Source organism: Fusicatenibacter saccharivorans (assembly GCF_015557635.1).
GTDB classification, from domain to species: Bacteria; Bacillota; Clostridia; order Lachnospirales; family Lachnospiraceae; genus Fusicatenibacter; species Fusicatenibacter saccharivorans.
Genome location: NZ_JADNOP010000011.1, coordinates 86,649 through 109,550, shown reverse-complemented (window position 1 = coordinate 109,550; position 22,902 = coordinate 86,649). Strand labels below are relative to the sequence as shown.

Below are 22,902 nucleotides of genomic sequence, written 5' to 3'. Positions count from 1 at the left end.
AAAAGCTTGAGAGTACAGTTGTTTGCATGGGCAGAAAAGACGGTATTGGGAATGATAGATTTTTTCTGCCCTACAATACCAGTCTACTACAGACATTCCGAAAGAAAAAGTACAAATCAGAGATAAAGTTGCACGGAGATGCTTTTTCTGTGTTTTTGTTTCCGGAACGGAAAAAGTCTGATCGAAACAGAAACCGCAGAAAAGTGTCAAAAAACCGCAGAATCGTTGTTTTCCGCGTTGAAGCGATATGGAATAATAAAATTATACAAGGTAAAAGGGAGGTTTTACGAGATGATTACAAGACTAGAGGAGATTCCGGTAACGAAAGAAAGCTATCCGTTTGCCAGTGCGGAGCGTTACCTGAAGCTGTCGGAGCGCGGTTATGTGGAGAAGGAATATTATATGTATGGAACGGCCAATGTCTATGAGACTGCAGACGAGCGCGGCGGCGTCCGTGTGCGCACTGTGGATGCGCCGTATACAAACCGCATCATCGTCCGTGCACCGCAGGACACTGCAAAATGCAGCGGAAACGTTGTAGTGGAGATTATCAACCCAACGAGTTTTATGGAGATTGACCGCATGTGGATTCTCGGCTGGAAGAAATTTGTGCGGGACGGAGATATCTATGTGGGAATCACAAGCAAACCGAATACGATCGCAAAAATGGTAGAGTTTGATGAAAAGCGTTACGGCTGTCTTTCCTGGGCCAACCCGACGCCGGATGTGCCGTTCTCGGAGCGACTGCAGGCCACGGGCGGACTCGGCGATCTGAATCATGATTACGAAACGGGTCTTTTCTGGGACATGCTGACAGACCTGGCGTGGCTGCTGCGCGGTGATGAGGAGCAGAATCCGATTCGGGAATATAAGAGAGAATACGTCTATTTGACGGGCTGGTCACAGTCGGGTTCGTATCTGTTCCGCTATCTGAACAGCTTTGCGTATCGTCCGGAGGTGGCACGCGGTGCGTGTGTATTTGATGGCTACCTTTCCGGAGGAGGAGTCCATTCCCTTGGTATTCCGGTCAACCAGTATGAAACCATGGCTCCGTACCATTACAGTCTGACACGTGTGGAAAAGGCGCGCGAGCCGTTTATCGCTGTGCAGACGGAGAGTGAAAACGGAAGAATGGAAGCATGGCGCATTGCCCAGCCGGACAGCGATGATCCGGAGTTCCTGTTCCGCCAGTATGATGTGACGGGTGCAAGCCATGACACTTCCTATAGCTATGTGGACTACTATCAGAACGATCCGGATCTGGTGCGGATCAACCATCTGCCATTCTATATGGGAAAAAATGAGGAAGGAAACGACTATCCGTCCCAGATTCTTTTTGCGGCAGCATTTCGGAATCTCTTTACCTGGGTACGGACAGGCGCAGCTCCGGCGCACTGTGACCGGATTGCGGTTGACAGCGACGGAGAAAACAAAAAGGATGCTTTCGGAAATACAATCGGTGGACTGCGTACCTGCCTCCTTGACTATCCAACCGGAAGATACAGCAATACCAGCGATATTGAAAAAGGCCAGAATTTCCTGGATCCGGAATCGGAAAAGGAAGGATTGTTCGGTTATCAGCAGGCGTTTTCGAAAGAAATGATAAAAGAGCTGTACGGAACACTGGCACATTACCGGGAAATGGCAGAGAAAAACACAAAAGAGCAGGTAACGAAAGGCTTTGTCTGCCGCGAGGATGCGGCGGAGCTGGTTGAGATTGCCGTGGAGCTTGCAAAAAAACGCGGGCTGGAATAAAAAAAATAACAAACAGATACAGCCGGCTTTTGAACAGAATAAAGGTTGCCGTTCACCGGAAGTGAACGACAACCATAAAATCAGATTCGAGGAGCGTACCCGAAAGAAAAGCCGGGCGCGCTCTGTGCAGATAAAGGAGAAAACAAAATGGGGATGAAAGCAGAACAGTGGAGACAAATTATTTTATCGTTTCAAAGTGAGAAAACATACGACAATCCATTCCTCGATGTTTCGGTCCTGGGAATTTTTACAGGGCCTTCCGGCCGAAAGATCAGAAGAGAAGCGTACTGGGACGGCGGAAATACCTATCGGATTGCCTTTGCGCCGACCGAAACCGGAATGTGGAGCTATAGACTGGAAGCACCGGAGGAGACGGGACTTTCCGGAGTGCAGGGAACAATCGAATGTATTCCATACGAAGGAAATCTTGCTATCTATCAGCACGGATTTCTGAAAGTGCATCCATCAGGAAAATATCTGACGTATGCAGACGGAACACCGTTTTTCTGGCTCGGCGATACGCACTGGGAATTTGCTTTTGGTGAGCGGTGGGATGAGTCGAACCATCCGCAGATGACAAGCATGTTCCGTGGCATGGCGGATCGCAGGAAGGAACAGGGCTATAACGTTTATCAGACGAACCTTCGAAGCGACAGCTGGAAGGAACAGAAGAGTCGTTACTGGGAAACAGATGCCACGGATGATGTGCCAAATGTGGCATTTTATCAGAAGGAACTTGACCGCCGCATGCAGTATCTCGCTGATCTCGGCTTTATCAATGCACTCGGCTTTGCCTGGTCCGGATCGATCGAACAGGGCGTAGAGCACCAGAAACATCTGGCACGCTACATCATTGCCCGTTATGGCGCCCTTCCGGTTGTGTGGACGCTGGCAGGCGAAGTGGCAGGCTACTTTCCGGGAAAACCGCGGGAAACAGCCATCAAAGGCTGGCGTGAGGTCGCAAAGTATGTGGAAAAAATGGACGGCTATGGAACACTGCAGACCGCACATTACACGAATGAACGCCCGTTTGCAGATTACTATTATGACGAATCGTGGTTTGATTTTGTACTGAATCAGGCCGGACACGGCGATTTTCCGATCAATCCGTCCTGGTACCGGACCTATCGGAAGAAGCACGGAACAAAACCGTTCATTGAAGGCGAGTCGCTGTATGAATACTGTTCCACACTGGAAGAAAACGGAACCCGGCTCTGCACCGATGCAATGCTGCGCCGCGTGGCATACATGGCAGTCCAGACCGGCGGCTGCGGCTATACGTACGGTGCGCAGGGAATCTGGGATAATATCTGGGAGGTAAGCGACATCAACCCGGATTTTAATGCATTCAACAAGTTTGGTATCACCTGGGCAAAAGCCATTGACGGTCCCGGAGGCGCACAGATGGGATATCTGAAACGTTTCTATGAGGAACATCATTTTGAGGAGATGGTGCCGTACGATCCGGCAGAAATGGAAGAGAGTATCAGTCCGTTTGCCAATAAACTTGCGGCTGCCACGATCAGCTGGGATAAAACGAGAGCACTGATTTATTACGGAGAGATGGATGGCATGAGTACACCGCTCGCAGGCCTTTGCGACGGAATTTATGCAATTTCCTGGTTTGATCCGAGAACGGGACAGACAGAAAAAGCAGAAACCCAGGTGGAAGTGCGTGAAGAGTCGTGCATTATGCCAAAGAAACCGGCGGATGGAGACTGGATGCTGATAGCAGAATGCATAGAAAAAACCGGAAAGTGATAAAAAACCATACAAAATGTGGAAAGAAACCGCAGAAAAGTGCAAATTCATCGCAGAATTGTTCTTTTTTGGAGGTGGGAAAGCAGATATAATAAGATCATCAAATGAGTCACGGCCGAAACTCAAAAACGAAACAAAACAAAAAGATAAAAGTGAGGATGAAAGAATGAAAAAGAAAGTAGCAGCGATTTTCATGGCATCGATCATGGCATGCTCCATGGCTGCATGCGGAAGCAGCGGCGGAAGCTCGGATTCCAGTAAGACAGATTCCAAGGATAAGAGTACCGCATCCAGCACAGCAGAGAACGGAAGCGGAGAAGTAGAGAAAATCATCGTAAGCTTCCCGACCTGGACGGGTGCTCCGGCAGACACTGAGAAAGTACAGGAAGCAATCAATGATATTACAAGAGATAAGATTGGCGTTGAAGTTGAGCTTTCTATTACCGATTTTGGATCTTTTAATCAGAATACGACGCTGGCGCTTTCCGCAAACGAGGAAATCGATGTGCTTGCATGCGTAGGATTCTCGTATCAGACCGGAATTCAGCAGGGATACCTTTCCGATCTGGATGAGAACGATCTTCTTGCAACCTACGGACCGGACATCGCAGAAGCAGTTGGACAGGATAACATTGATGCCTGCCGTGTAAACGGAGTTCTCTATGGCCTTCCAAGCAACCGGGACATTGCACAGGGACGTGGATGTGCTGCGATCGCAACAGAGTATCTTGATGGAATTGGCTACGAAGTAAAAAGTGATGATGAGATTGTAAAAATCAGTCTGGATGAATTAAATGATATTTATGCGCAGCTGCATGAAAAATATCCGGACAAAGAGGTTTATCGTCCGACAACAGGTTCTATGTCTCAGTTCTCCAACGTAGACTCCCTTGGTGGAAATGTGTTTGGTGTTTTGCTTGACTATGGCCAGAACCTTGATGTTGTCAATCTCTTCGAGAGCGATTTCTACAAGAATTATTGCGCGAGACTGTATGATTACAATCAGAAAGGCTATATCAGTGCCGATGCATCGACCGATACAACAGCAGTTGGTGAGCTGGTAAAAGCCGGAACTCTGATGAGCTATACCACAGGTGGAAAGCCTGGCATCAAAGCGCAGGAGACCACCCTGACCGGACGCGATATGACGATTTTCCAGACCTTGGATGACTATATCAGTTCTACTTCAGTGGCTGGTATGCCTTGGACTATTCCGATTTCTGCACAGCACAAAGAAGCAGCTATGAAATTCCTGAACGAGTGCTACACGAATGCTGATGTTGCAAATCTTCTGGCATGGGGCATTGAGGGAACACATTATAAAATTGGCGATGACGGACTTGCTACTTACGCAGACGGTGTAGCCGCATCCAACTCCGGATGGAACCATTCCATGGGATGGATGATGCCGAACCAGTTCCTGACCCACGTATGGGAAGGAAATGACCCGGATCTGTGGACAAAGATGAAAGAGTTTAACACCAATGCAAAGGTTTCTAAGGCAAGCGGTTTCTCCTTTGACAGCACAAATGTGGCAAACGAGCTCACAGCAGTACAGAACGTATACAACGAGTATCAGACCAGCGTAGAGTACGGCTTTGTAGACCCGGAGACCGGAATTGCTGAGATGAATGATAAGATGATGACTGCAGGCCTCCAGAAGATTATCGACGAGAAAAAGGCACAGCTTGCAGCATGGCAGGAAGCAAACAAATAAAGTTTAAGAATTTAGACCAAAAAATGACTGCGCCGTCCCAAAAACAGGACGGCGCAGGTTGTAAGAAGAGAAAAATCTGTCAAAACCGGAACGCTTCAGGACCGGCTGCGGATAAGAAAAAAGGAGAATGAAAAACATGGCAAGAGTGAAAAGTCAGAAGAGCCAGAAAAGACGAAAAACATTTGTACGCTTTCTGCCGATCTATATTCTGATGCTGCCGGGCCTCATTTATCTGTTTATCAACAATTACATGCCTCTGCCGGGCCTCGTAATTGCATTCAAACAGTACAATGCCGGAAAGGGCATCTACGGAAGTCCATGGGTAGGACTGAAAAACTTTGAATATCTGTTTACGACAAGCGATGCCTTTGTTATTACACGAAATACCATTCTCTACAATGTGGCATTTATCGTAATCAACACAACACTGGCAATCGCAGTAGCTATTGTCTTGAGTGAGCTGGAAGGAAAACGGAAAAAAGTTTACCAGAGCGCCATCCTTCTTCCGAACCTCCTCTCCACCGTTATCATCGGATATCTCGTTTTCGCGTTCTTCAGTGTAGAAAACGGATTTATCAACAATACGATTTTAAAGGCACTGGGAAAAGATCCGGTTTCCTGGTATTCAGAGCCGAAATACTGGCCGTTTATCCTGATTTTTGTCAGTGCATGGAAGTCGGTTGGTTACAACTGTATTGTATATCTGGCAACACTGATGGGATTTGATAAATCCTTCTATGAGTCAGCCAAAATCGATGGTGCGACGAGATGGCAGCAGATCAAATATATCACCCTGCCGCTTCTGCGTCCGACCATTATCATGCTGACCATGATGGCAATCGGAAGAATTTTCTACTCTGACTTCGGACTCTTTTATCAGGTGCCGATGAACCAGGGAGCCCTGTATTCCACAACAAACACAATTGATACCTACGTATACCGCGGACTGCTTCAGATGGGCAACGTTTCGATGTCTGCCGCAGCCGGTGTTTACCAGTCTATCGTAGGATTTATTCTGGTGCTTGGCGCAAACCTGCTGGTACGTAAAATTGACCGCGACAGCGCGCTGATCTAGGAGGAACGGTATGAAAACAAGAGAAGATAAAATTTATAGCTTTTTCGGTCATCTGGTCATGACAATTCTGACACTGCTCGCGATCATTCCGATTCTGTTGATGTTCATTTCCTCATTGACTGACAATGCAACTCTGTTACAGAATGGATACTCTTTTCTGCCGGAAAAGTGGAGTACCTACGCTTATGAGTGGGTATTCACATCCAGCAGCTCCATGGTAATCAAAGCCTATGGAATGTCCTTTATCCTGACCGCAACCGGCGTTGTATGCAGCCTTGCATTGACAACCTGTCTGGCCTACGGCCTTTCGAAAAAGGGGCTGCCGGGACGAAATGTCCTGACTTTCCTGGTATTCTTTACCATGTTGTTCAATGGAGGCCTTGTACCGACTTATATCAATTACACGACCGTATTTCATGTGAAAGATACGTTCTTTGGACTGCTGGTTCCGTCTCTGATGATGAGCGCATTTAACGTTCTCCTGATGAAGAGCTACTTTGTCACCGGTGTGCCGGATGAAATTCTCGAGGCTGCCTACATTGACGGTGCAAACGAATTCCAGACCATGTGGAAAATTGCAATTCCGCTGTCCAAACCGATTATCACAACGGTTGCCATGTTCTCCGGTATCGCTTACTGGAATGACTGGAACAATGGTTATATCTATCTGACAAAGAGAACGGATCTCTACAGTATCCAGAACCTGCTGAACCGTCTGATGCAGAATATTCAGGCGCTGACGCAGAACGCCAACAACATGGCGCAGGCAGGCGAAGGCCTCTCCCAGATCCCATCCGGAACGGTTCGTATGGCGATGGCAGCACTTGGTATTCTGCCGATCATGATCATTTATCCGTTCATCCAGAAAAACTTTGTAAAAGGTATTACCCTTGGCGGCGTGAAGGGCTGATAAAAAAGTAAGTGAATCCAAAAAATCCGGCTTTCCGATATGCAAAAGGAAGGCCGGATTTTTTTAATTTCTAAACTGCCGTGGTGTCATGCCCGTCGATTTTTTAAACTGGCGGGAGAAGTACGAAATATTCTGGAAGCCGCAGGTGATGGCAATGTCGCGGATGCTCATTTCGCCCTTTGCGAGAAGCTCCTTGGAGCGAGCAATCCGGCGGTCGATGATGTAGTTGATGAGAGAACTTCCCGTGTCTTTTTTGAAGAGATGGGACAGATAATCGGCGTTCAGGTATACCATGGCCGCAAGCGTATCGCGATCCAGCTCGTCGGAGAGGTGCGATTCGATATATGCCTTCACGGTGGCAACAGCCGTGTCCTGGGAAGCGGCTGCCTGACGGCTTTGTGTGAACAGCAGAAGACTGTTGGAAATCCATTCTCGTAAAGCACCAAACGAGGAGAAGGTCTGCTCCGGGGAAGCAACGGTAATCTGGCGGCGGAAGGCTTCGTCTTCGCTGCCCGGATGATCCATCTGGCGAAACAGCAGCTGCAGGAACTGATAGTAAAAGCCGGTCAGAAATTCCCGTGTAGCAGTGCCGGAGCTTTTCGTCTGATTTAAGAAAGCGAAAACCTCAATCTGAAGCTGTTCCGTTCTTCCGGATGTGAGAAGATCGGACCAGCGGTCAGATGGAATCGGCTGAAAAGGCGTCTGAACAGGAGCTTCGGTTTCAGCGGCAAGATCGAAAACGTGATTTTCGTAGGTGACGTTCTTTCCGGCGAAGGCTTTCATGGAAAGAAAAGCTTTTCGCAGGTCTTCCGGGAGACAGACCTTCTGATCAACGAAAAAGTTGATCGAGAACGGAAAGTGTGTCACAAAGTCGGTCAGGGCCTGACGGCATCGGCCAATCACGGCGTCCCGAGAGTGTGTGGAGGCCGGGAGAAGCAGAAGATAAAAACCATCAAGCACACGGATCGTCAGCGGCAGCTCGCCGGGTTCAAAAAAATATTCCCGGGCAATATTTTTTAAGGCAAATTCATACAGGGTACGGTTGTCGGTCGGAGAAAAGGAGTTCGTCTGTCCGGTCTGGATCAGAAGCGGACAGAGGGGCTGATGAATCAGTTCGACATTCAGACGGCGATAGCGGATTTCATCCATCACTTCGGAAGGAGCAGAGGAAATACTGCCATTTAACAGGTCGAGGAAAAACTGTTCCGCAAGCGGGAGCTCACTTTCCTTCCAGTAATTGGCATGAAGGGTGTTGACGTGGTCCTTCTGCTGCTTTTCACATTGCGCACAGGCTTTGTCAAGAGCTTCCAGAAGAGCATGGTCGTCCAGCGGCTTCAACAGATAGTCACTGCTGGAAAGCTTCATAGCGCGGGAAATATATTCAAATTTTGCATAGGCGGTCAGAAAAATGCAGACGGTTTCGTAGTGTGCCTGGCGGATCTGGTCAAGCAGTTCGAGGCCGGAACCGCCGGGCATCTCGATATCACAAATCATCAGATCAATCGGATGCGCGGAAAAGGCTTCCAATGCCTGTGTCAGATTGTAGGCACAGAAAATCTCAAAAAAGTCCGGGCGTAGTGTGCGGATTTTGTTGGAAATGCTTTCGACGGTATAATATTCATCGTCTACAATTAACAGGTTCATAATAACCTCCCAAAACATATTTTTAGCTGTTCCGGTTATCCGTCGATGCGGAAAAAGGGAACGTAAGGAAAATCAATGGTAATCTGAGCGCCTGCGCCGGGGCGGTTGCCAAAAGCAAAAGCTGCGTCGGGAAAAATCTGGCGGAGGCGGAGCACCACGTTTGTGATGCCGATGTGTTCCTGCTCGGAGTTTACATAGGTATCAAGCTTTTGCAGCACGGCAAGTATATCCTCGGAAAAACCGCATCCGGTATCCCAGATACAGATATGAAGACGGGTGCACTGATTTTCTTCCTGCGCGGTGATATCGATATGCATGTCCAGCACTTTCCCCATAACGACCTCATATTTGATCGTGTTTTCCACAAAGTTCAGGAGCATAAGCGGCACAACCGTTGCATTGTGCAGCGATTCTTCGCAGGAAGGGAGCAGGCGCAGCGCGCCGGGATAGCGGATGGAGGAAAGCTCCACGTAGTTTTTTACAAGGTTTAGCTCTTCTAAAAGCGAGACGGTCTGGCCGGAGGAAAGCGTATAGCGCAGATGTACACTCAGGTTCTGAAGCATCTGCCGTGCCAGGTCCGCATGGTTATTTTCAGTCAGCTGATAAATGGTGTTCAGGCAGTTGATCATAAAATGCGGCGTGATCTGCTGCTTCAGGTAAAGCGCTTCCAGCTTCTGACGGGCGAGCTGTTTTTCGTAATTCGCGATTTTCAGATCATCGATCTCTTCGACCATATCGTTGAAAGCGGTCGTCATTTTCCGGAATTCGTCGAGCATAGCGTCATCCGGAATCCGCACCTTGAGATCACCGCCGCGGAGCTGTTCCAGCGCATGCGTCAGCATGTGAACCGGGTGAAGAACCCAGCGGTGCAGGGAAGCAGACAGGAGCAGCCAGATTACGAACAGACCGAGCGAAACGATCAGGGCGAGAAGATAAAAGCTGCTCTGATATTTGGTGTATTCCGAAGCCTTTAAAAGCAGGGTCAGCGACAGCGGTGTTTCGTTCAGTTCATGTGAAACAGCCATCCAGGAGGTTCCATCAATGTCGTAGGAAGGATATCGTCGCCATTTCAAGCGGGGAGCCTCCAGGCAGACATCGTTTGACGGGGTGCGCAGAAGAAGGGGACCATCGGAAAAATACAGAAGACTGTCCTGCGTTTTTGTATCGACCAGAGTGCCAAGGAGTGTATCCGTGGAAATGTACGCGCCGAGCAGATATCCGTTCAGGTTCAGAATACGGACAAGGTAATATTTCCCGTTGATTTCGTTGAGATTCCATACAGAGGACGGATCCTCTGTTTTGGCGATTTCACGGATATAGTTCCAGAGGAACGGTGTCGGGTTGGTGGTCTGGTCATAGAGGACCAGGGCATCTGTGGCTTCCTGATAGCAGAAAAAGCCGTCTACGGTATAGTTTGGCGTTGCGTTTTCAAAGCTTTTTTTGATTCGGTTTAATGTGATATACCAGTTGGTTGTCTGTGGTTCTGCTGCGCGGAGGGAAAGAAGATCGGCATCATTTAATGCGAAAACATAGAGGTAGGTTTCCGTGCGGGAAAGATTTTCATCCAGGCTTTTCTGGTACAGAACCAGTGTATTTTCCGAGTTCTCATGGATCCGCTCCAGCATCAGACCGAAAGCGGCTGTGTTGTTGTACGCGACAAGCGCGCAAAAAAGGACGATCATGACTGCAAGCAGAACAAAAATACGAAAACCAAGTGAGTGTATGGAAATTTTGGAAAAGCGTTTTTTCAAAGGACCATCTCCTCTCCTGTACATGTTAGATATATGCTGAATTTTGAGCCAGATAAAAAGAAAATGCCGGAACTGTTCAGCAAAAGGTCCGGCAGACTCTATGGGAAAGTTTACAATAAAAGTGAAAAAACGTCAATAAATACAAGGAAAAAAGAAATAGATATCGGCAAAAGTGATAAAAAAATAACTGAATTATTGTTTAAAAATTTAATTTAAAAAGATTGACTATTCAAAATACATTTAGTAAAATTAAATTATCACGATACGAAGCAATACTTATTTTAGAAAGGTGGAACGTATGTTACAGTCTTATACCGAATATGTAAAACGATATGGAATTGCAGAACTGGTTTTCCGGGGACCGTCCGAGGGAAATCCGTTTGCGGAGCAGTGGGTGAAAGGAACGATGGCAGGCCAGGCAGAGGAAAAGCGTGCCGAGGGCTTTTATGATGGAAACGGCGTATACAAACTGCGCTTTATGCCATCCTGCGAAGGAACGTATGAGATTACCGCAGTAACAAGCTGGGGCGATGAGGCGAAGGTGACGGTGGAGGTCAGCGCAGCCGATGAAAACTGCCACGGTCCGGTTCGGGTAGCAAACACCTACCATTTTGCTTACGATGACGGAAAGGAATACTACCCGTGCGGTACGACCTGCTATGTGTGGGAGCTGCAGAGTAAGGAGACTCAGGAGAAAACGTATGAAAGCCTTGCTGCTTCTCCGTTTAATAAGATCCGCTTCTGCGTTTTCCCGAAGCACTATGTCTACAATTTAAAAGAGCCGGCACAGTATCCGTTTGAAATTCGTGAAAATTCTCCGTGGTCTCCGTCTGACTTTGAGACAGAGAAGCTGGAAAAAGCGCCGCGCAATATGTTCGGCGGCATTGATGCCATGATCGAAAACCCGGATGAAGTATGGGATTATACCCGTCCGAATCCTTCTTATTTTGAACACATTGAAAACACGATCGCACGCCTTGGCACCATGGGAATCCAGGCCGATCTGATTCTGTTCCATCCGTACGACCGCTGGGGCTATTCCCGCATGAATCTGGAGCAGCAGAACTTTTATTTAAGATACGTTGTCAACCGTTTCAGCGCATACCACAATGTCTGGTGGGCTATGGCAAATGAATTTGACCTGTTCCGCTGGAAACCGGTATCCGAGTGGGAGTCCAATGCAGAAACCGTCTGCCGTCAGGATCCGTACCGCCATCTGCGCTCCATTCACAACTGTATGACCATGTACGATCATTCCAGGGGATGGATCACGCACTGCAGTCTGCAGAGAATCGATCTGTACCGTACCGCAGAGAATGTGGAAATCTGGCGCCCGCAGTATGGAAAACCGTGCGTACTCGATGAGATTGCATATGAAGGAAATCTTCCGTTCGGCTGGGGAAATATCAGCGGCGAGGAGATGACACGCCGGTTCTGGGAGGCATATACCAGAGGTGGATATGGCCAGCACGGCGAGACGTATGAAAATGAAAACGGTGTGATCTGGTGGTCACACGGCGGAGAGCTGAGGGGCGGCAGCCCGGCGCGTATTCAGTTCCTGCTGGACATTATGGAAGAAAACGGAGGCTATATGGAGCCGCTTCCGGCATTCTTTGATGAGACTTGCTGCACGAACGGCGCAAGCCATCCGAGAAAAGACTGTATCATGTACTATTTCGGAGCCAACCGCCCATGCCGTCGCCCGTTCCACATGCCGGAAGGCCAGGAGTTTGATGTGGAAGTCATCGACACCTGGAACATGACCATCACCCCGGCAGGCCGCCACAGCGGAGAATTTACGATCGACATGCCGTCAAGACCGTATATGGCTGTGCGACTGGTGAAAGTGAAATAAAAATGTGGGAGAGGAATCTTGAAATTCGGTTCTGCATATGATATAGTATATGTAGCTGATAAGAGAAATAAGTGACATGTGTTCACAAAGCGAACCCCCAGCAGCGGCAACTGCTGGGGGTTCTTCCCTATTTTACGGAAGGGCATCCGCCTGGGCTAATTGTCACCATGTTTTCCGTCTAGCCACTTGCAGATATAGTAGCTGATTACACCTGCTACAACGGAAACGATAAGAGAAATAAGTATAGACATGCGCTCACCCCCTTCCTGTTGCCAGTTTGGGAGGCGACAACAACGTAAGTATAACATGGTATAGGAAGAAACGGTTTGAAAAAATAGAACGCATATTTTGATGAAGTTGCACAAATATGAAAAAAGTTTATTTTGATCTTGACAACTCGCCTCACATATGCTATCATACCACCTGTATCACGCCGAAGACAGCAGGTGCCGCAAGGCGTAAGTTTCAAACGCCTGCCGAGGAGAAGTTACACAAGGTTCATGTTATGGAATTTTGAGATCTCTTCGCCAATCTTCGCGAAGAGCTTTTTTTATACTTCCAAAGCGTAGGTACGAAATACTACAAGGAGGTGCAATCATGGCAATCAATGCAAAAATCGATCTGAAGAAGCCGGTCCTGGAAGAGATCAGCGCACAGGTAGAAGGCGCACAGTGCGTGCTGCTGGTAAACTACAGCGGATTAACCGTTGCTCAGGATACTCAGCTGCGTAAAGAGTTAAGAGAAGCAGGCGTTCATTACAAAGTATACAAAAATACAATGATGAAACGTGCATTCGCTGGTACTGCTTTCGAGTCTCTTACCAAAGACCTGGATGGCACAAACGCTATCGCAATCAGCAAGGACGATGCAACAGCTCCGGCAAGAATCATCGCTAAATTTGCAAAAACCGCTCCGAAGCTGGAGATGGTTTCTGGTGTTGTAGAAGGAAACTACTACGACAAAGCTGGAATGGAAGCACTGGCAAACGTTCCGTCAAGAGAAGAACTTCTTGGCAAACTGCTTGGAAGCATCCAGTCCCCGATCGCAAACCTGGCTCGCGTCCTCAACCAGATCGCAGAGTCCAAAGGTGGCGCAGCAGAGGCCTAAGCCTCAAGCGGGCAGCGTGAAATACGCAGCCTGAGAACATTATTCAGAAAATATCCAAGGAGGAAAATAAAATGGCAAAGTTAACAACCGCAGAGTTTATTGACGCTATCAAAGAGTTATCTGTATTAGAGTTAAACGATCTTGTAAAAGCATGTGAGGAAGAGTTCGGCGTATCCGCAGCAGCAGGCGTTGTAGTTGCAGCAGCAGCAGGCGATGCAGCAGCAGCTGAGGAGAAAGACGAGTTCGACGTAGAGCTGACAGAGGTTGGCCCGAACAAAGTTAAAGTTATCAAAGTTGTACGTGAAGCTACAGGACTTGGCCTGAAAGAAGCTAAAGAAGTAGTTGACGGTGCTCCGAAAGTCCTCAAAGAGGGTGCTTCCAAAGCAGAAGCTGAAGAGCTCAAAACTAAACTTGAGGCTGAAGGCGCTAAAGTTACTCTTAAATAATTTAAGTGTAAATCAGAATCTATGGACGCACGGCGGGATTTCCTGCCGTGCGTTTTTTTGAACTGAGTCCATACTTTGTGGCAATAAAGTTAAAAATTGCCGGAAGGTATGGTGGTGCCATGTGGTATCAAAATGTAATTGCGACCGTGGAGATAAAATTGAGAATGTGATCTATTTATACAAGACATTTACGGAGGAGTATAAGGGCTAAATATCCTCATGACAGAAAGACTCCGAGAGTACAGAAAGAGAAAACGGGAGGAACGAAAAATGCAGGTACATTCCGTTCTGGAATCTCTACAGCAGGGAATCCTGATCTGCGATCAGCACAGCAGGATTGTGTTCTTTAATCAAGTCTACAGCGATTTCATCGGCGTTCCGCTTGAAACCGCGAAAGGTCATAAAATCACGGATTACCGCAAATCTGCCATTGCTCCGGAAGTCATTTGGAGCGGCATCCCGGTCGAGGGAATGGTGCGGAGAGAGGGAACGCAGGAATACTTTGCAAGTGTTTATCCGATCTGGGAAGAGCATCAGATCCGCGGAAGCATCTCAATTGTGACGAGTCTCGTACAGTTTGAAAAACGGGAATCAGAGGCTCACATGACGCTGGAAGAGCGGGTGCGCCGCTTTGAACGGCAGGAGATCCAAAATACGTTGTTGCTGTACGGACGGGATATGGAAGGGAAGCAAAAAGCGGCAAAGGAACTCGGAATTTCGCTGGCAACGTTATATAATAAAATCAAAGAATAAGACAGAAGGAGAATGAAATGCCGGAATTTCTGCAGCTTTGGGGCTTTGTGGTATTTTCTGTCTTTGCTGTAACAGAACTCACATAAAAGAGGGATCATGATTTCTAAAATTTTAGAAATTACGATCCCTTTTGTAGTATCTGCCCGGATATCGCATTACAATGATCTCAGATCAAAGAAAGCGAGGCCATAGAACATGAAAAAAATCAGAATCGGAAGCGGCGCAGGCTATGCGGGAGACCGCATTGAGCCGGCAGTGGAGCTGATGGAAAAAGGAAATCTGGACTACATTATTTTCGAGTGTCTGGCGGAACGCACCGTTGCGATCGGGCAGCAGGACAAAGAGAAAGATCCGTCGAAGGGATACAACCAGCTGCTCGACTACCGAATGGAAAAAATTCTCCCGCTGATGGCGAAAAACAAAGTAAAAGTTATTACCAATATGGGAGCTGCCAACCCGGTATCTGCTGCAGAACGGACGTGTGAAATTGCCAGAAAACTGGGTGTCAGTGGATTGAAGATTGCCTGTGTGACCGGCGATGATATTACAGACGAACTGGATAAGTATGAAAATGAAAAAGTGCTGGAGGATGGCACGCTGTTAAAAGAGAAAAAAGATGTTCTGATTTCTGCGAACGTCTATATGGGTGCGGAGGGCATCACAAAAGCGTTGGAAGAGGGTGCCAATCTTGTCATTACCGGTCGCGTTTCCGATCCTGCACTGACGATCGGACCGCTGGTATATGAATTTGGATGGAACATTGACGACAACCCGGATCAGATGGGACAGGCGGTTCTGGCAGGCCATCTGCTGGAGTGTGCCGGACAGGTGACAGGCGGCTATTTTGCGGATCCGGGCTACAAGGATGTGCCGGATCTGTGGAAACTTGGATTTCCGCTCATTGAGATTGACGAGACAGGCGCATTTACCGTGACAAAGGTCGAGGGAAGTGGCGGACTGGTGAGTGTGGATACCTGTAAAGAGCAGATGATCTACGAAATCCACAACCCAAAGGCTTACCTGACCCCGGATGCAACAGCGGACTTTTCAAAGGTGACGTTCCGGCAGATCGGGGAAAACCAGGTTCGCGCCGAGCATGCGACAACGCATGGAAGACCGGAAACTTTGAAAGTGAGTGTCGGCTACAAGGACTGCTTTATCGGTGAGGGTGAAATTTCCTACGGCGGAAGCAACTGTATGGCACGGGCGGAGCTGGCGGCAGAGATTCTGGAGAAGCGGATTGAACTGACAGGCATCGAACTGGAAGAGTACCGTACTGATTTTATCGGATGCAATTCCCTGTATCGTGATGCAATTTCCAAGAAGATCGGAAGTGGAACTCCGTGTGAAGTGCGTCTCCGCGCCGCAGGCAGAACGAAAGACCGGAAAAATGCCGTTCTGCTGGCAAACGAGGTGGAGGCTCTCTATACCAACGGTCCCGCAGGAGGCGGCGGAGCAGTGAAACGGGTGTCCGAGATTGTCTCGGTCTGCTCAATTTTTGTGCCGCGCGATGCAGTAGAAGCAAAAGTTACATTCCGGGAGGTATAAGGCGATGAAATTAAAAGAGATTGCACATGCAAGAACAGGCGATAAAGGCGAGATCTCCAATATTTCGGTGATCCCATATGATGAGAACAATTATGAAATGCTGAAAGAAAAAGTAACAGAAGCACGCGTAGCAGAATACTTCCGCGAAATCTGCCACGGAAAAGTAACCCGCTACGAACTGGATGGAATCCATGCGCTGAACTTTGTCCTCGACAAGACACTCGGCGGCGGTGTCACAAGATCGCTGGCGCTGGACAAACATGGAAAGACACTCGGCATGGCACTGCTGGAAATGGAGGTATAGGCAATGGCAGAAGATTTTTTGAAGGCTGCGGTAAAACGCGTGGAAGAACAGTTTGCGAAAAGCGGCGTTTCCGAAAGCTGTGCAGCCTTTGAAAGAAAAGAAAACCAGATCGAGATGCGTGACGGCGTGAAGCTTCACACGATCTATTATTTCCCGAAGGAAGATGGAACTGCGGAAGAAAAAACATATCCCGTCATTCTGACCCGCACCTGCTATCCGGGCAATGACCGCATTCATCGTGCCTACGGCGAGGGTCTGGCACGCAGAGGTTACGTATATGTGTACCAGTACTGCCGTGGCCGGGAGAATTCAGAAGGAAAATGGGAGCCAAACATCAATGAGCGAAACGATGGCATTGACACCATGGATTACCTTGTGGAGCAGCCATGGTGCGAAATCTTAGGCTACTGGGGCCATTCCTACACAAGCATGACCGGCTGGGCGTTCGCTGATGCCGCGGAGGGGAAAGTTGCCGCAATGTTTCTGGAGGACTATGGAACGGATCGTTTTGTATCAGCCTACGAGAAGGGCTGCTTCCGCCACGATATCCTGACCGCATGGTCGATGGAAAATGCGGAAAAACCAGTGAATGCTGACTATCGCGAAAGCTGCCGTTACCTGCCGCAGATTGAAGTGGACGAGGCGCTGTGGGGACAGCGTGTTCCGTCCTACCGCGAATACATCACAAGCCCGAGCCCGGATGCGGCACTCTGGCAGACGGGCTGGTGGAAACAGTTGCGGGAAATTCCATCAAAAACGAAGGTTCCGATTTATCTTTTAAGCGGCTGGTACGATCATCACCACGGCAGCAGTATGAAAACGTGGGAGCGGCTGAACGAGGAAACAAAACAGCACAGCTGGCTCGAAATCGGCGCCTGGAACCACTTTTTCCAGATCTGCCTCGAGGGCAAAGAGGTGCTGCATCCGCAGAATGAAGAAATTCCAAAGATGCTGGAATGGTTTGAGCTGACGCTGAAACAAAAAGAAATCCCGACACAGCGAATCCGTGCCTATGAAATCGGAGCGGACCGGTGGATTGACATCGTATCCGACGGACTGGGAGAAAAAGGAAGTGCGGGAAGCATGACGCTGTATCTGGATGAAAAAGCATTGCGGGTAGACGCGCCGGAACAGGAAAAAACGAGGAACTACACGTTTGACCCGGCCACTCCCGTCGAGAGCATCGGAGGAGAAGCCCTTCTGCATACGATACCGCAGATCGGCAGCCATCTCCAGCCGGAACCGGACTATCGTGAGGATGTCCTGAGTTTTGTATCAGAACCGCTGGAAGAAACTTTCACGCTGAACGGAAAAGCTTCCGTCCGTCTGTTCGTGGAAAGTGATTGCGAGGATACGGCATTTACCGCTAAAATCATGGAGGTAACGCCGGAAGGAAAAGCGTACAACATTCGTTCCTCGATTGCAACATTGGAGCAGGGAAAAACGGAGGCCGGAGCCTATGAACCGGGCAGCGTGGCAGAGGTACAGATTACTATGTGGAATATTGTATACACGATTCCAAAGGGTTCCCGCATTCGTGTAGATGTTTCCTCCTCCGACTTCCCGCAGTATCATGTTCACAGCAATCAGAAAGGGCTGTGGTCGGAAAAAACGGAGAATAAAATTGCACATCAGACCATTCATATGGGCGGAAAAGCTGCTTCCTGCGTGATTTTGCCGCTGATGAAAAAACAGTGAGCCGTAACGGTAAAGCGGACATCGGGAAAAATCAAAAAGAAAAAGTAGCATAATCCATTCTTTTGTGATATAGTGAAAACACTATAGGTTTTGCGGTAAACCTAAAGAACGGCCCGCATTATAAAAACAAAATGAACAGGAGAAAAGCAATGGAGAAAAAGTGGTGGCACAAAACGGTTGGATACCAGATTTATCCGAAGAGTTTTCAGGATACCAACGGGGACGGCATCGGAGATCTGAAAGGCGTGATCCGTCATCTTGACAAAATAGAAAAGCTGGGAGCCAATGTCATCTGGCTCTGCCCGGTGTTTGCATCCCCGATGGTGGATAACGGATACGATATTTCCGATTACATGGATATCGACCCGTCGTTTGGAACGATGGAGGACATGAAGGAGCTGATCGAGGAGGCAAAAAAACGCGGCATCCGTATTCTGATGGACCTTGTCGTGAATCATTCCTCTGACCGGCATGCGTGGTTTCAGGCGGCACTTAAGGATCCGTTTGGAAAGTACGGAAAGTATTATGTGTTCCGGGAAGGAAAAGACGGCAAAGAGCCGAATAACTGGCGGTCGATTTTCGGCGGCAGTGCATGGGAGAAGGTACCGGGATATGATAACCTGTATTACCTCCACATCTTCACAAAAGAGCAGCCGGATCTCAATTGGGAAAACCAGGAGCTGCGGGAAGAAATTTATGAGATGATTTTAAAATGGATGGATCTGGGACTTGGCGGATTCCGTCTTGATGCGATCAGCCATCTGAAAAAGAATTATCAGTACACCAACCTTCCGCCGGATGGACCGGATGAGTACAATATGGCGTTCGAGTATTTTAACAACGTAGACGGTCTTGCTGACATTCTGCGTGAAATGAAGGAGCGCACCTTTGCGCCGACCGATGCGCTGACGATCGGAGAGTACGATCACATGGGACCGGAGGATGTGGAGGATGTGATTGGGGAAAACGGCAGTTTCTCGTCCGTTTTCGATTTTTGTCACACCCTCGACAATGTGCGTAACCCGAAATGGGGCAATACCGTGGCGTTGTTTGACGATTATCGCGATCAGCTTTTTGCGGCGCAGAAAATCGTGGATGGCCGCGGTATGCTCTGCAACTTCCTCGAAAATCATGACAAACCGCGCAGTATTGACCGCTTCCTGATGCCGGAGGACCAGAACCGCTACAGCGAAAAGATGCTTCCGGTCACCAATTTTTTCCTGCCGGGTATTGTATTTCTGTATCAGGGACAGGAGCTCGGCATGCGCGACAACCCGAAACAGTCGATTCAGGGATTCGTCGACAAACCGACCTTTGCTATTTACGACCGTCTGATTGCCGAAGGAAAAACAGATGCGGAAGCGCTCGGGCAGATCAACCGTGAGAGCCGCGAGCACAGCAGAACCCCAATGCAGTGGGATGCATCTGCTGAGGCGGGATTCACAACAGGTACGCCGTGGTTCCCGGTGAATCAAAACTATACGGAACTGAACTATGAGGCCGAGGAAAAAGATCCTGATTCCCTGCTGTGGTTCTACCGCAAAATGGTGGCGGTAAGACGACGTGAAGATCTGGAAGAAACCTTCCTCTACGGAACGCTGATTCCGGAATACGAGACGGTAAGCGGCGTTTTGGCGTACCGCAGGAAGGATGAGAAGAATAATATTCTGATCCTTACTACTTCTCTTGCGGATGGCATTACATTGCCATTTACAGACACAATCGAAGAAGTACTTCTGAATAACTATGACACCTGCGAGGCAGGCGAGGAAACGATCCGTCTGCAACCGTATCAGTGTCTGGTGCTGAAGGTGAAGGAATAATTGCAAAAACTAAAACAAAAACCGAAAAATTGGTCCCACAAAAGGAGAAGATCTTTTTGCGGGACCTTTTTTGTGGTACAATACAACAAAAAAATCTATCATGAGGTGTGAAATGGAAAGAGACAACAGAGACGAAGACATGATGCTGAAAGGAACAAAACAGGAAATGCCGGGATTCCGTTTTCGGCTACTCCGGCCGGAGAAGAAACGGGAACTGTGGAATCCGGATTTTGAACTTTTATTTCTGCTTCGTGGGAGTGGAAGAGTCAGCTACGAGGACGGGGAAGTTCACAATCTCCCGATGGGATCTATCTTTGCGATCAACCGGTTTCAGATCTGTGACCTGGATCTGGACGAAGACGGACTTGCTCTGTCGCTCTGCGTTTCAGCGGAGACGATTGATTCATTTCACATTAAGCTGCTGAAATGTGAAGTCAAATGTCAGTCGTTTTTTTATATGGAAGATCAGCAGGAAAAATTTGATTTGATCCGGCGGGATATGGCACGGATCTTTCTTGAGATGTACAAGAATAATGAGGAACAACCGATCTATATGAAAAGCCGTGTGACGGCGCTTCTGGAGGATCTGCTTTTTTACTTTACATCCGGGGAAAAGGTGGAACAGGGCCGGGGCGGAAGGGAACGCATTCAGCGGGCATCAGACTATATTCTGCAGCATTGCCGGGAAGAGATTACGCTGGGGGATCTGGCGGATCATCTTTATCTGAGCCGTGCCTATATTTCACGGAGCTTTCCGCAGTATTTCGGTGTATCATTTCGGGAGTACGTGACGCAGGTGCGCCTGGCGCATGCCGTACAGGAAATGCACAGCGGCGCAACGCTGACGGAGATTGCCTATCACAATGGATTTGTCAATGAGACGGCGATGATCCGCGCATTCCGCAAATACCGCGGTATGACACCGAGCGAATACCGGAAGCAGATGGAATATACAGTAAAACAGCGTGAAAAGAAAGGAAAAGAGCGGGAAGAGGCGGCGGGAGACCATGATATTTTCCAGAGTCTCCTGCAGTATGCAGCGGTCACGGAGCAGGAGATTGAGACGATAAATGAGAGTGCCGTTTCCGTGACAGCGGCAGTAAACGGACGGAAACCAAGAGTGGCAGGCCACTGGAAGCGCGTGATCAATGCTGGCTATGCGGCAAGTGTGCTGAACCGCGAGGTGCAGGATGAGCTGGAACAGCTGGTGCAGGAGCTCGGCTATGAGCTGATCCGCGTAAAAGGAATTCTTGATGATGATATGTGCGTACTTCGGCAGAATATGTGGGGCGAGATTCAGTTCTGCTGGAACTATATTGATGAGGTGATCGATTTCATCCTTTCCACGGGAGCGAAGCCGTTGCTGGAATTCGGCCATATGCCGTTGCTGCTGGCAAAAACAGACCCGGGAAGAACGATGCGTCCGGCGCTAAGCAGCTCTCCGCGAGATCTGGCTGAGTGGCGCATGCTGATCAAAAACCTGATGGAACATCTAAGGGAACGGTATGGAATCAACCAGATGCGGCGCTGGATTTTCAACCCGTGGATCAGCGGAGACGTGATCACGATTGATGGAGGAGATGAGTTCTTTGAGACGTGGAAAGCATCGTACGAGGAGATGAAACGTGTGAGCCCGGATCTTGTAACATGTCTTTCCTTTGGTCTTGGACCGGAGGAACATCTCAAAGCCTTTATCGAAACTATGAAGGAAAAGGAATGTGTGCCGGAAATTTTTGCATTCCGCTCGTTTGGCACGGTGATCTATGGAGAGGAAGAGGAGAAAATGAATCTGATCCAGAACAACGAGAGCGTCAATATGATTGTGAGCCGCGACCCGGATTTTCTGCGGAACCGCGGGGAGAAGGTAAAAGGTCTGCTGCAGAAGGCTGGGCTTGGTGCACTGCCGGTTCTGGTGGATGAGTGCAGCAGCAACATCTGGCAGAGGGATCTGTGCAACGATACCTGTTATAAAGCGGCATGGCTGTTTAAAAATCTTCTGGAAAATGAAGAGGCGCTGCAGGGAATTGCGTATTTCTCGGTCAATGACCGTTTGGATGAAGTATTTCCGGCGCGGGAAACGTATCATGGAGGTTTTGGGCTGTTCACGATGAACGGCATTCCAAAGGCGGTCTGCACTGCGCTGCGGCTGCTCGGCAGAATGGGATCTCGTCTGGTGAAGCGTGGGGACGGCTATTTTATCAGCACGGAGCCGGAGAAAAACCAAAGCCAGATTTACCTGTACAACTATGTTCACTACGATATGCTGTACCGCTACCGCCATGCCGTGAATATTTCCCGCACGGACCGTTACCGCGTATTCAATATGGGGGAAATCCGGACCTTTTCAGTGAAACTGACCGGACTGGAACCGGGAAAATATTGCCTGCGGCTGTATAAAGTGACAAAAGAGCACGGCAGCAGCTACGATGCGTGGGTGCGGATGGGAGCTCCGGAGCGGATGAACCGGATGGAGCGCGCGATGCTGTGCCACAGTGCGGACCCGGAATACCGTGTCTGGGAGCAGGAAACCGACCCGGAAGGCAGCCTCACGGTGCAGGAACGCCTGGAGCCGCACGAGACGGCGCTGATTGAGGTGGAGCAGATTCTGTAAAATCTTCAAAAAATTGCACTCGCGGTGGGAGAATACAGAGAAAGAGTGGAAAAAAAGCAACAATATAAGAAGATCTTGCGACAATTCGAGTAGAAAAGGACGAAAATATTGTTTATACTGAAAACAACATAAATGCTAAATTCT

Annotated in this window: 16 protein-coding genes and 1 other annotated feature; of the genes, 14 read left to right on the top strand and 2 right to left on the bottom strand. The window is 48.7% G+C overall.

Annotated features, from left to right (window positions below; all coding sequences use genetic code 11):
• Positions 1-291: 291 nt before the first annotated feature.
• The 5 genes from I2G42_RS10720 (at position 292) to I2G42_RS10700 (ending at position 7,218) form a co-directional block, all read left to right on the top strand.
• Positions 292-1,755 carry an alpha/beta hydrolase domain-containing protein gene (locus tag I2G42_RS10720; protein WP_195531035.1) on the top strand — a complete coding sequence of 488 codons (1,464 nt, stop codon included), beginning with the start codon at positions 292-294 and terminating at the stop codon, positions 1,753-1,755.
• A 147-nt stretch (positions 1,756-1,902) separates the two neighbouring features.
• Entirely contained in the window at positions 1,903-3,516 is a 1,614-nt protein-coding gene (locus I2G42_RS10715) for a glycoside hydrolase family 140 protein (RefSeq protein ID WP_195531034.1), read from the top strand.
• 166 nt (positions 3,517-3,682) lie between these two features.
• Positions 3,683-5,233 carry an ABC transporter substrate-binding protein gene (locus I2G42_RS10710; protein WP_195531033.1) on the top strand — a complete coding sequence of 517 codons (1,551 nt, stop codon included), beginning with the start codon at positions 3,683-3,685 and terminating at the stop codon, positions 5,231-5,233.
• Positions 5,234-5,360: 127 nt separating this feature from the next.
• Positions 5,361-6,308, top strand: coding sequence for an ABC transporter permease (locus I2G42_RS10705; protein ID WP_195531032.1), 948 nt, complete (start codon positions 5,361-5,363; stop codon positions 6,306-6,308).
• A 10-nt stretch (positions 6,309-6,318) separates the two neighbouring features.
• The gene (locus I2G42_RS10700; protein ID WP_117761443.1) at positions 6,319-7,218 is read left to right on the top strand and encodes a carbohydrate ABC transporter permease; all 900 of its coding nucleotides are present in this window, start codon (positions 6,319-6,321) and stop codon (positions 7,216-7,218) included.
• Positions 7,219-7,281: 63 nt separating this feature from the next.
• On the opposite strand, the gene I2G42_RS10695 is transcribed toward I2G42_RS10700, so the two are convergent.
• Positions 7,282-8,862 carry a response regulator transcription factor gene (locus tag I2G42_RS10695; protein WP_195531031.1) on the bottom strand — a complete coding sequence of 527 codons (1,581 nt, stop codon included), beginning with the start codon at positions 8,860-8,862 and terminating at the stop codon, positions 7,282-7,284.
• A gap of 35 nt (positions 8,863-8,897) precedes the next feature.
• Positions 8,898-10,613, bottom strand: coding sequence for a sensor histidine kinase (locus tag I2G42_RS10690; protein WP_195531030.1), 1,716 nt, complete (start codon positions 10,611-10,613; stop codon positions 8,898-8,900).
• A 298-nt stretch (positions 10,614-10,911) separates the two neighbouring features.
• On the opposite strand from I2G42_RS10690, the gene I2G42_RS10685 reads away from it, so the two are divergent.
• From I2G42_RS10685 to I2G42_RS10645, 9 genes are all read left to right on the top strand, one after another.
• Complete coding sequence (locus tag I2G42_RS10685; RefSeq protein ID WP_195531029.1) at positions 10,912-12,468, top strand: DUF5605 domain-containing protein; 1,557 nt, start codon at positions 10,912-10,914, stop codon at positions 12,466-12,468.
• Between the two features lie 415 nt (positions 12,469-12,883).
• Positions 12,884-13,028: a sequence feature (ribosomal protein L10 leader region), on the top strand.
• Positions 13,029-13,065: 37 nt separating this feature from the next.
• On the top strand, positions 13,066-13,575 hold the full coding sequence (rplJ, locus tag I2G42_RS10680) for a 50S ribosomal protein L10 (protein WP_055227784.1): 510 nt from the start codon (positions 13,066-13,068) through the stop codon (positions 13,573-13,575).
• Between the two features lie 71 nt (positions 13,576-13,646).
• A complete protein-coding gene (rplL, locus tag I2G42_RS10675; protein WP_022462823.1) occupies positions 13,647-14,021 on the top strand; it encodes a 50S ribosomal protein L7/L12 in 375 nt (124 codons plus the stop codon).
• Positions 14,022-14,291: 270 nt separating this feature from the next.
• Positions 14,292-14,774, top strand: coding sequence for a helix-turn-helix domain-containing protein (locus I2G42_RS10670; RefSeq protein WP_055220827.1), 483 nt, complete (start codon positions 14,292-14,294; stop codon positions 14,772-14,774).
• Positions 14,775-14,969: 195 nt separating this feature from the next.
• Positions 14,970-16,322 carry an acyclic terpene utilization AtuA family protein gene (locus tag I2G42_RS10665; RefSeq protein ID WP_195531028.1) on the top strand — a complete coding sequence of 451 codons (1,353 nt, stop codon included), beginning with the start codon at positions 14,970-14,972 and terminating at the stop codon, positions 16,320-16,322.
• Positions 16,323-16,326: 4 nt separating this feature from the next.
• Positions 16,327-16,626 carry an AtuA-related protein gene (locus I2G42_RS10660; RefSeq protein ID WP_022462826.1) on the top strand — a complete coding sequence of 100 codons (300 nt, stop codon included), beginning with the start codon at positions 16,327-16,329 and terminating at the stop codon, positions 16,624-16,626.
• A 3-nt stretch (positions 16,627-16,629) separates the two neighbouring features.
• On the top strand, positions 16,630-18,324 hold the full coding sequence (locus I2G42_RS10655; RefSeq protein ID WP_195531027.1) for a CocE/NonD family hydrolase: 1,695 nt from the start codon (positions 16,630-16,632) through the stop codon (positions 18,322-18,324).
• A 149-nt stretch (positions 18,325-18,473) separates the two neighbouring features.
• Positions 18,474-20,147, top strand: a complete 1,674-nt coding sequence (locus tag I2G42_RS10650) for an alpha-glucosidase (RefSeq protein ID WP_195531026.1) — start codon at positions 18,474-18,476, stop codon at positions 20,145-20,147.
• A 112-nt stretch (positions 20,148-20,259) separates the two neighbouring features.
• Complete coding sequence (locus I2G42_RS10645) at positions 20,260-22,758, top strand: GH39 family glycosyl hydrolase (protein WP_195531025.1); 2,499 nt, start codon at positions 20,260-20,262, stop codon at positions 22,756-22,758.
• The last annotated feature ends 144 nt before the right edge of the window (positions 22,759-22,902 follow it).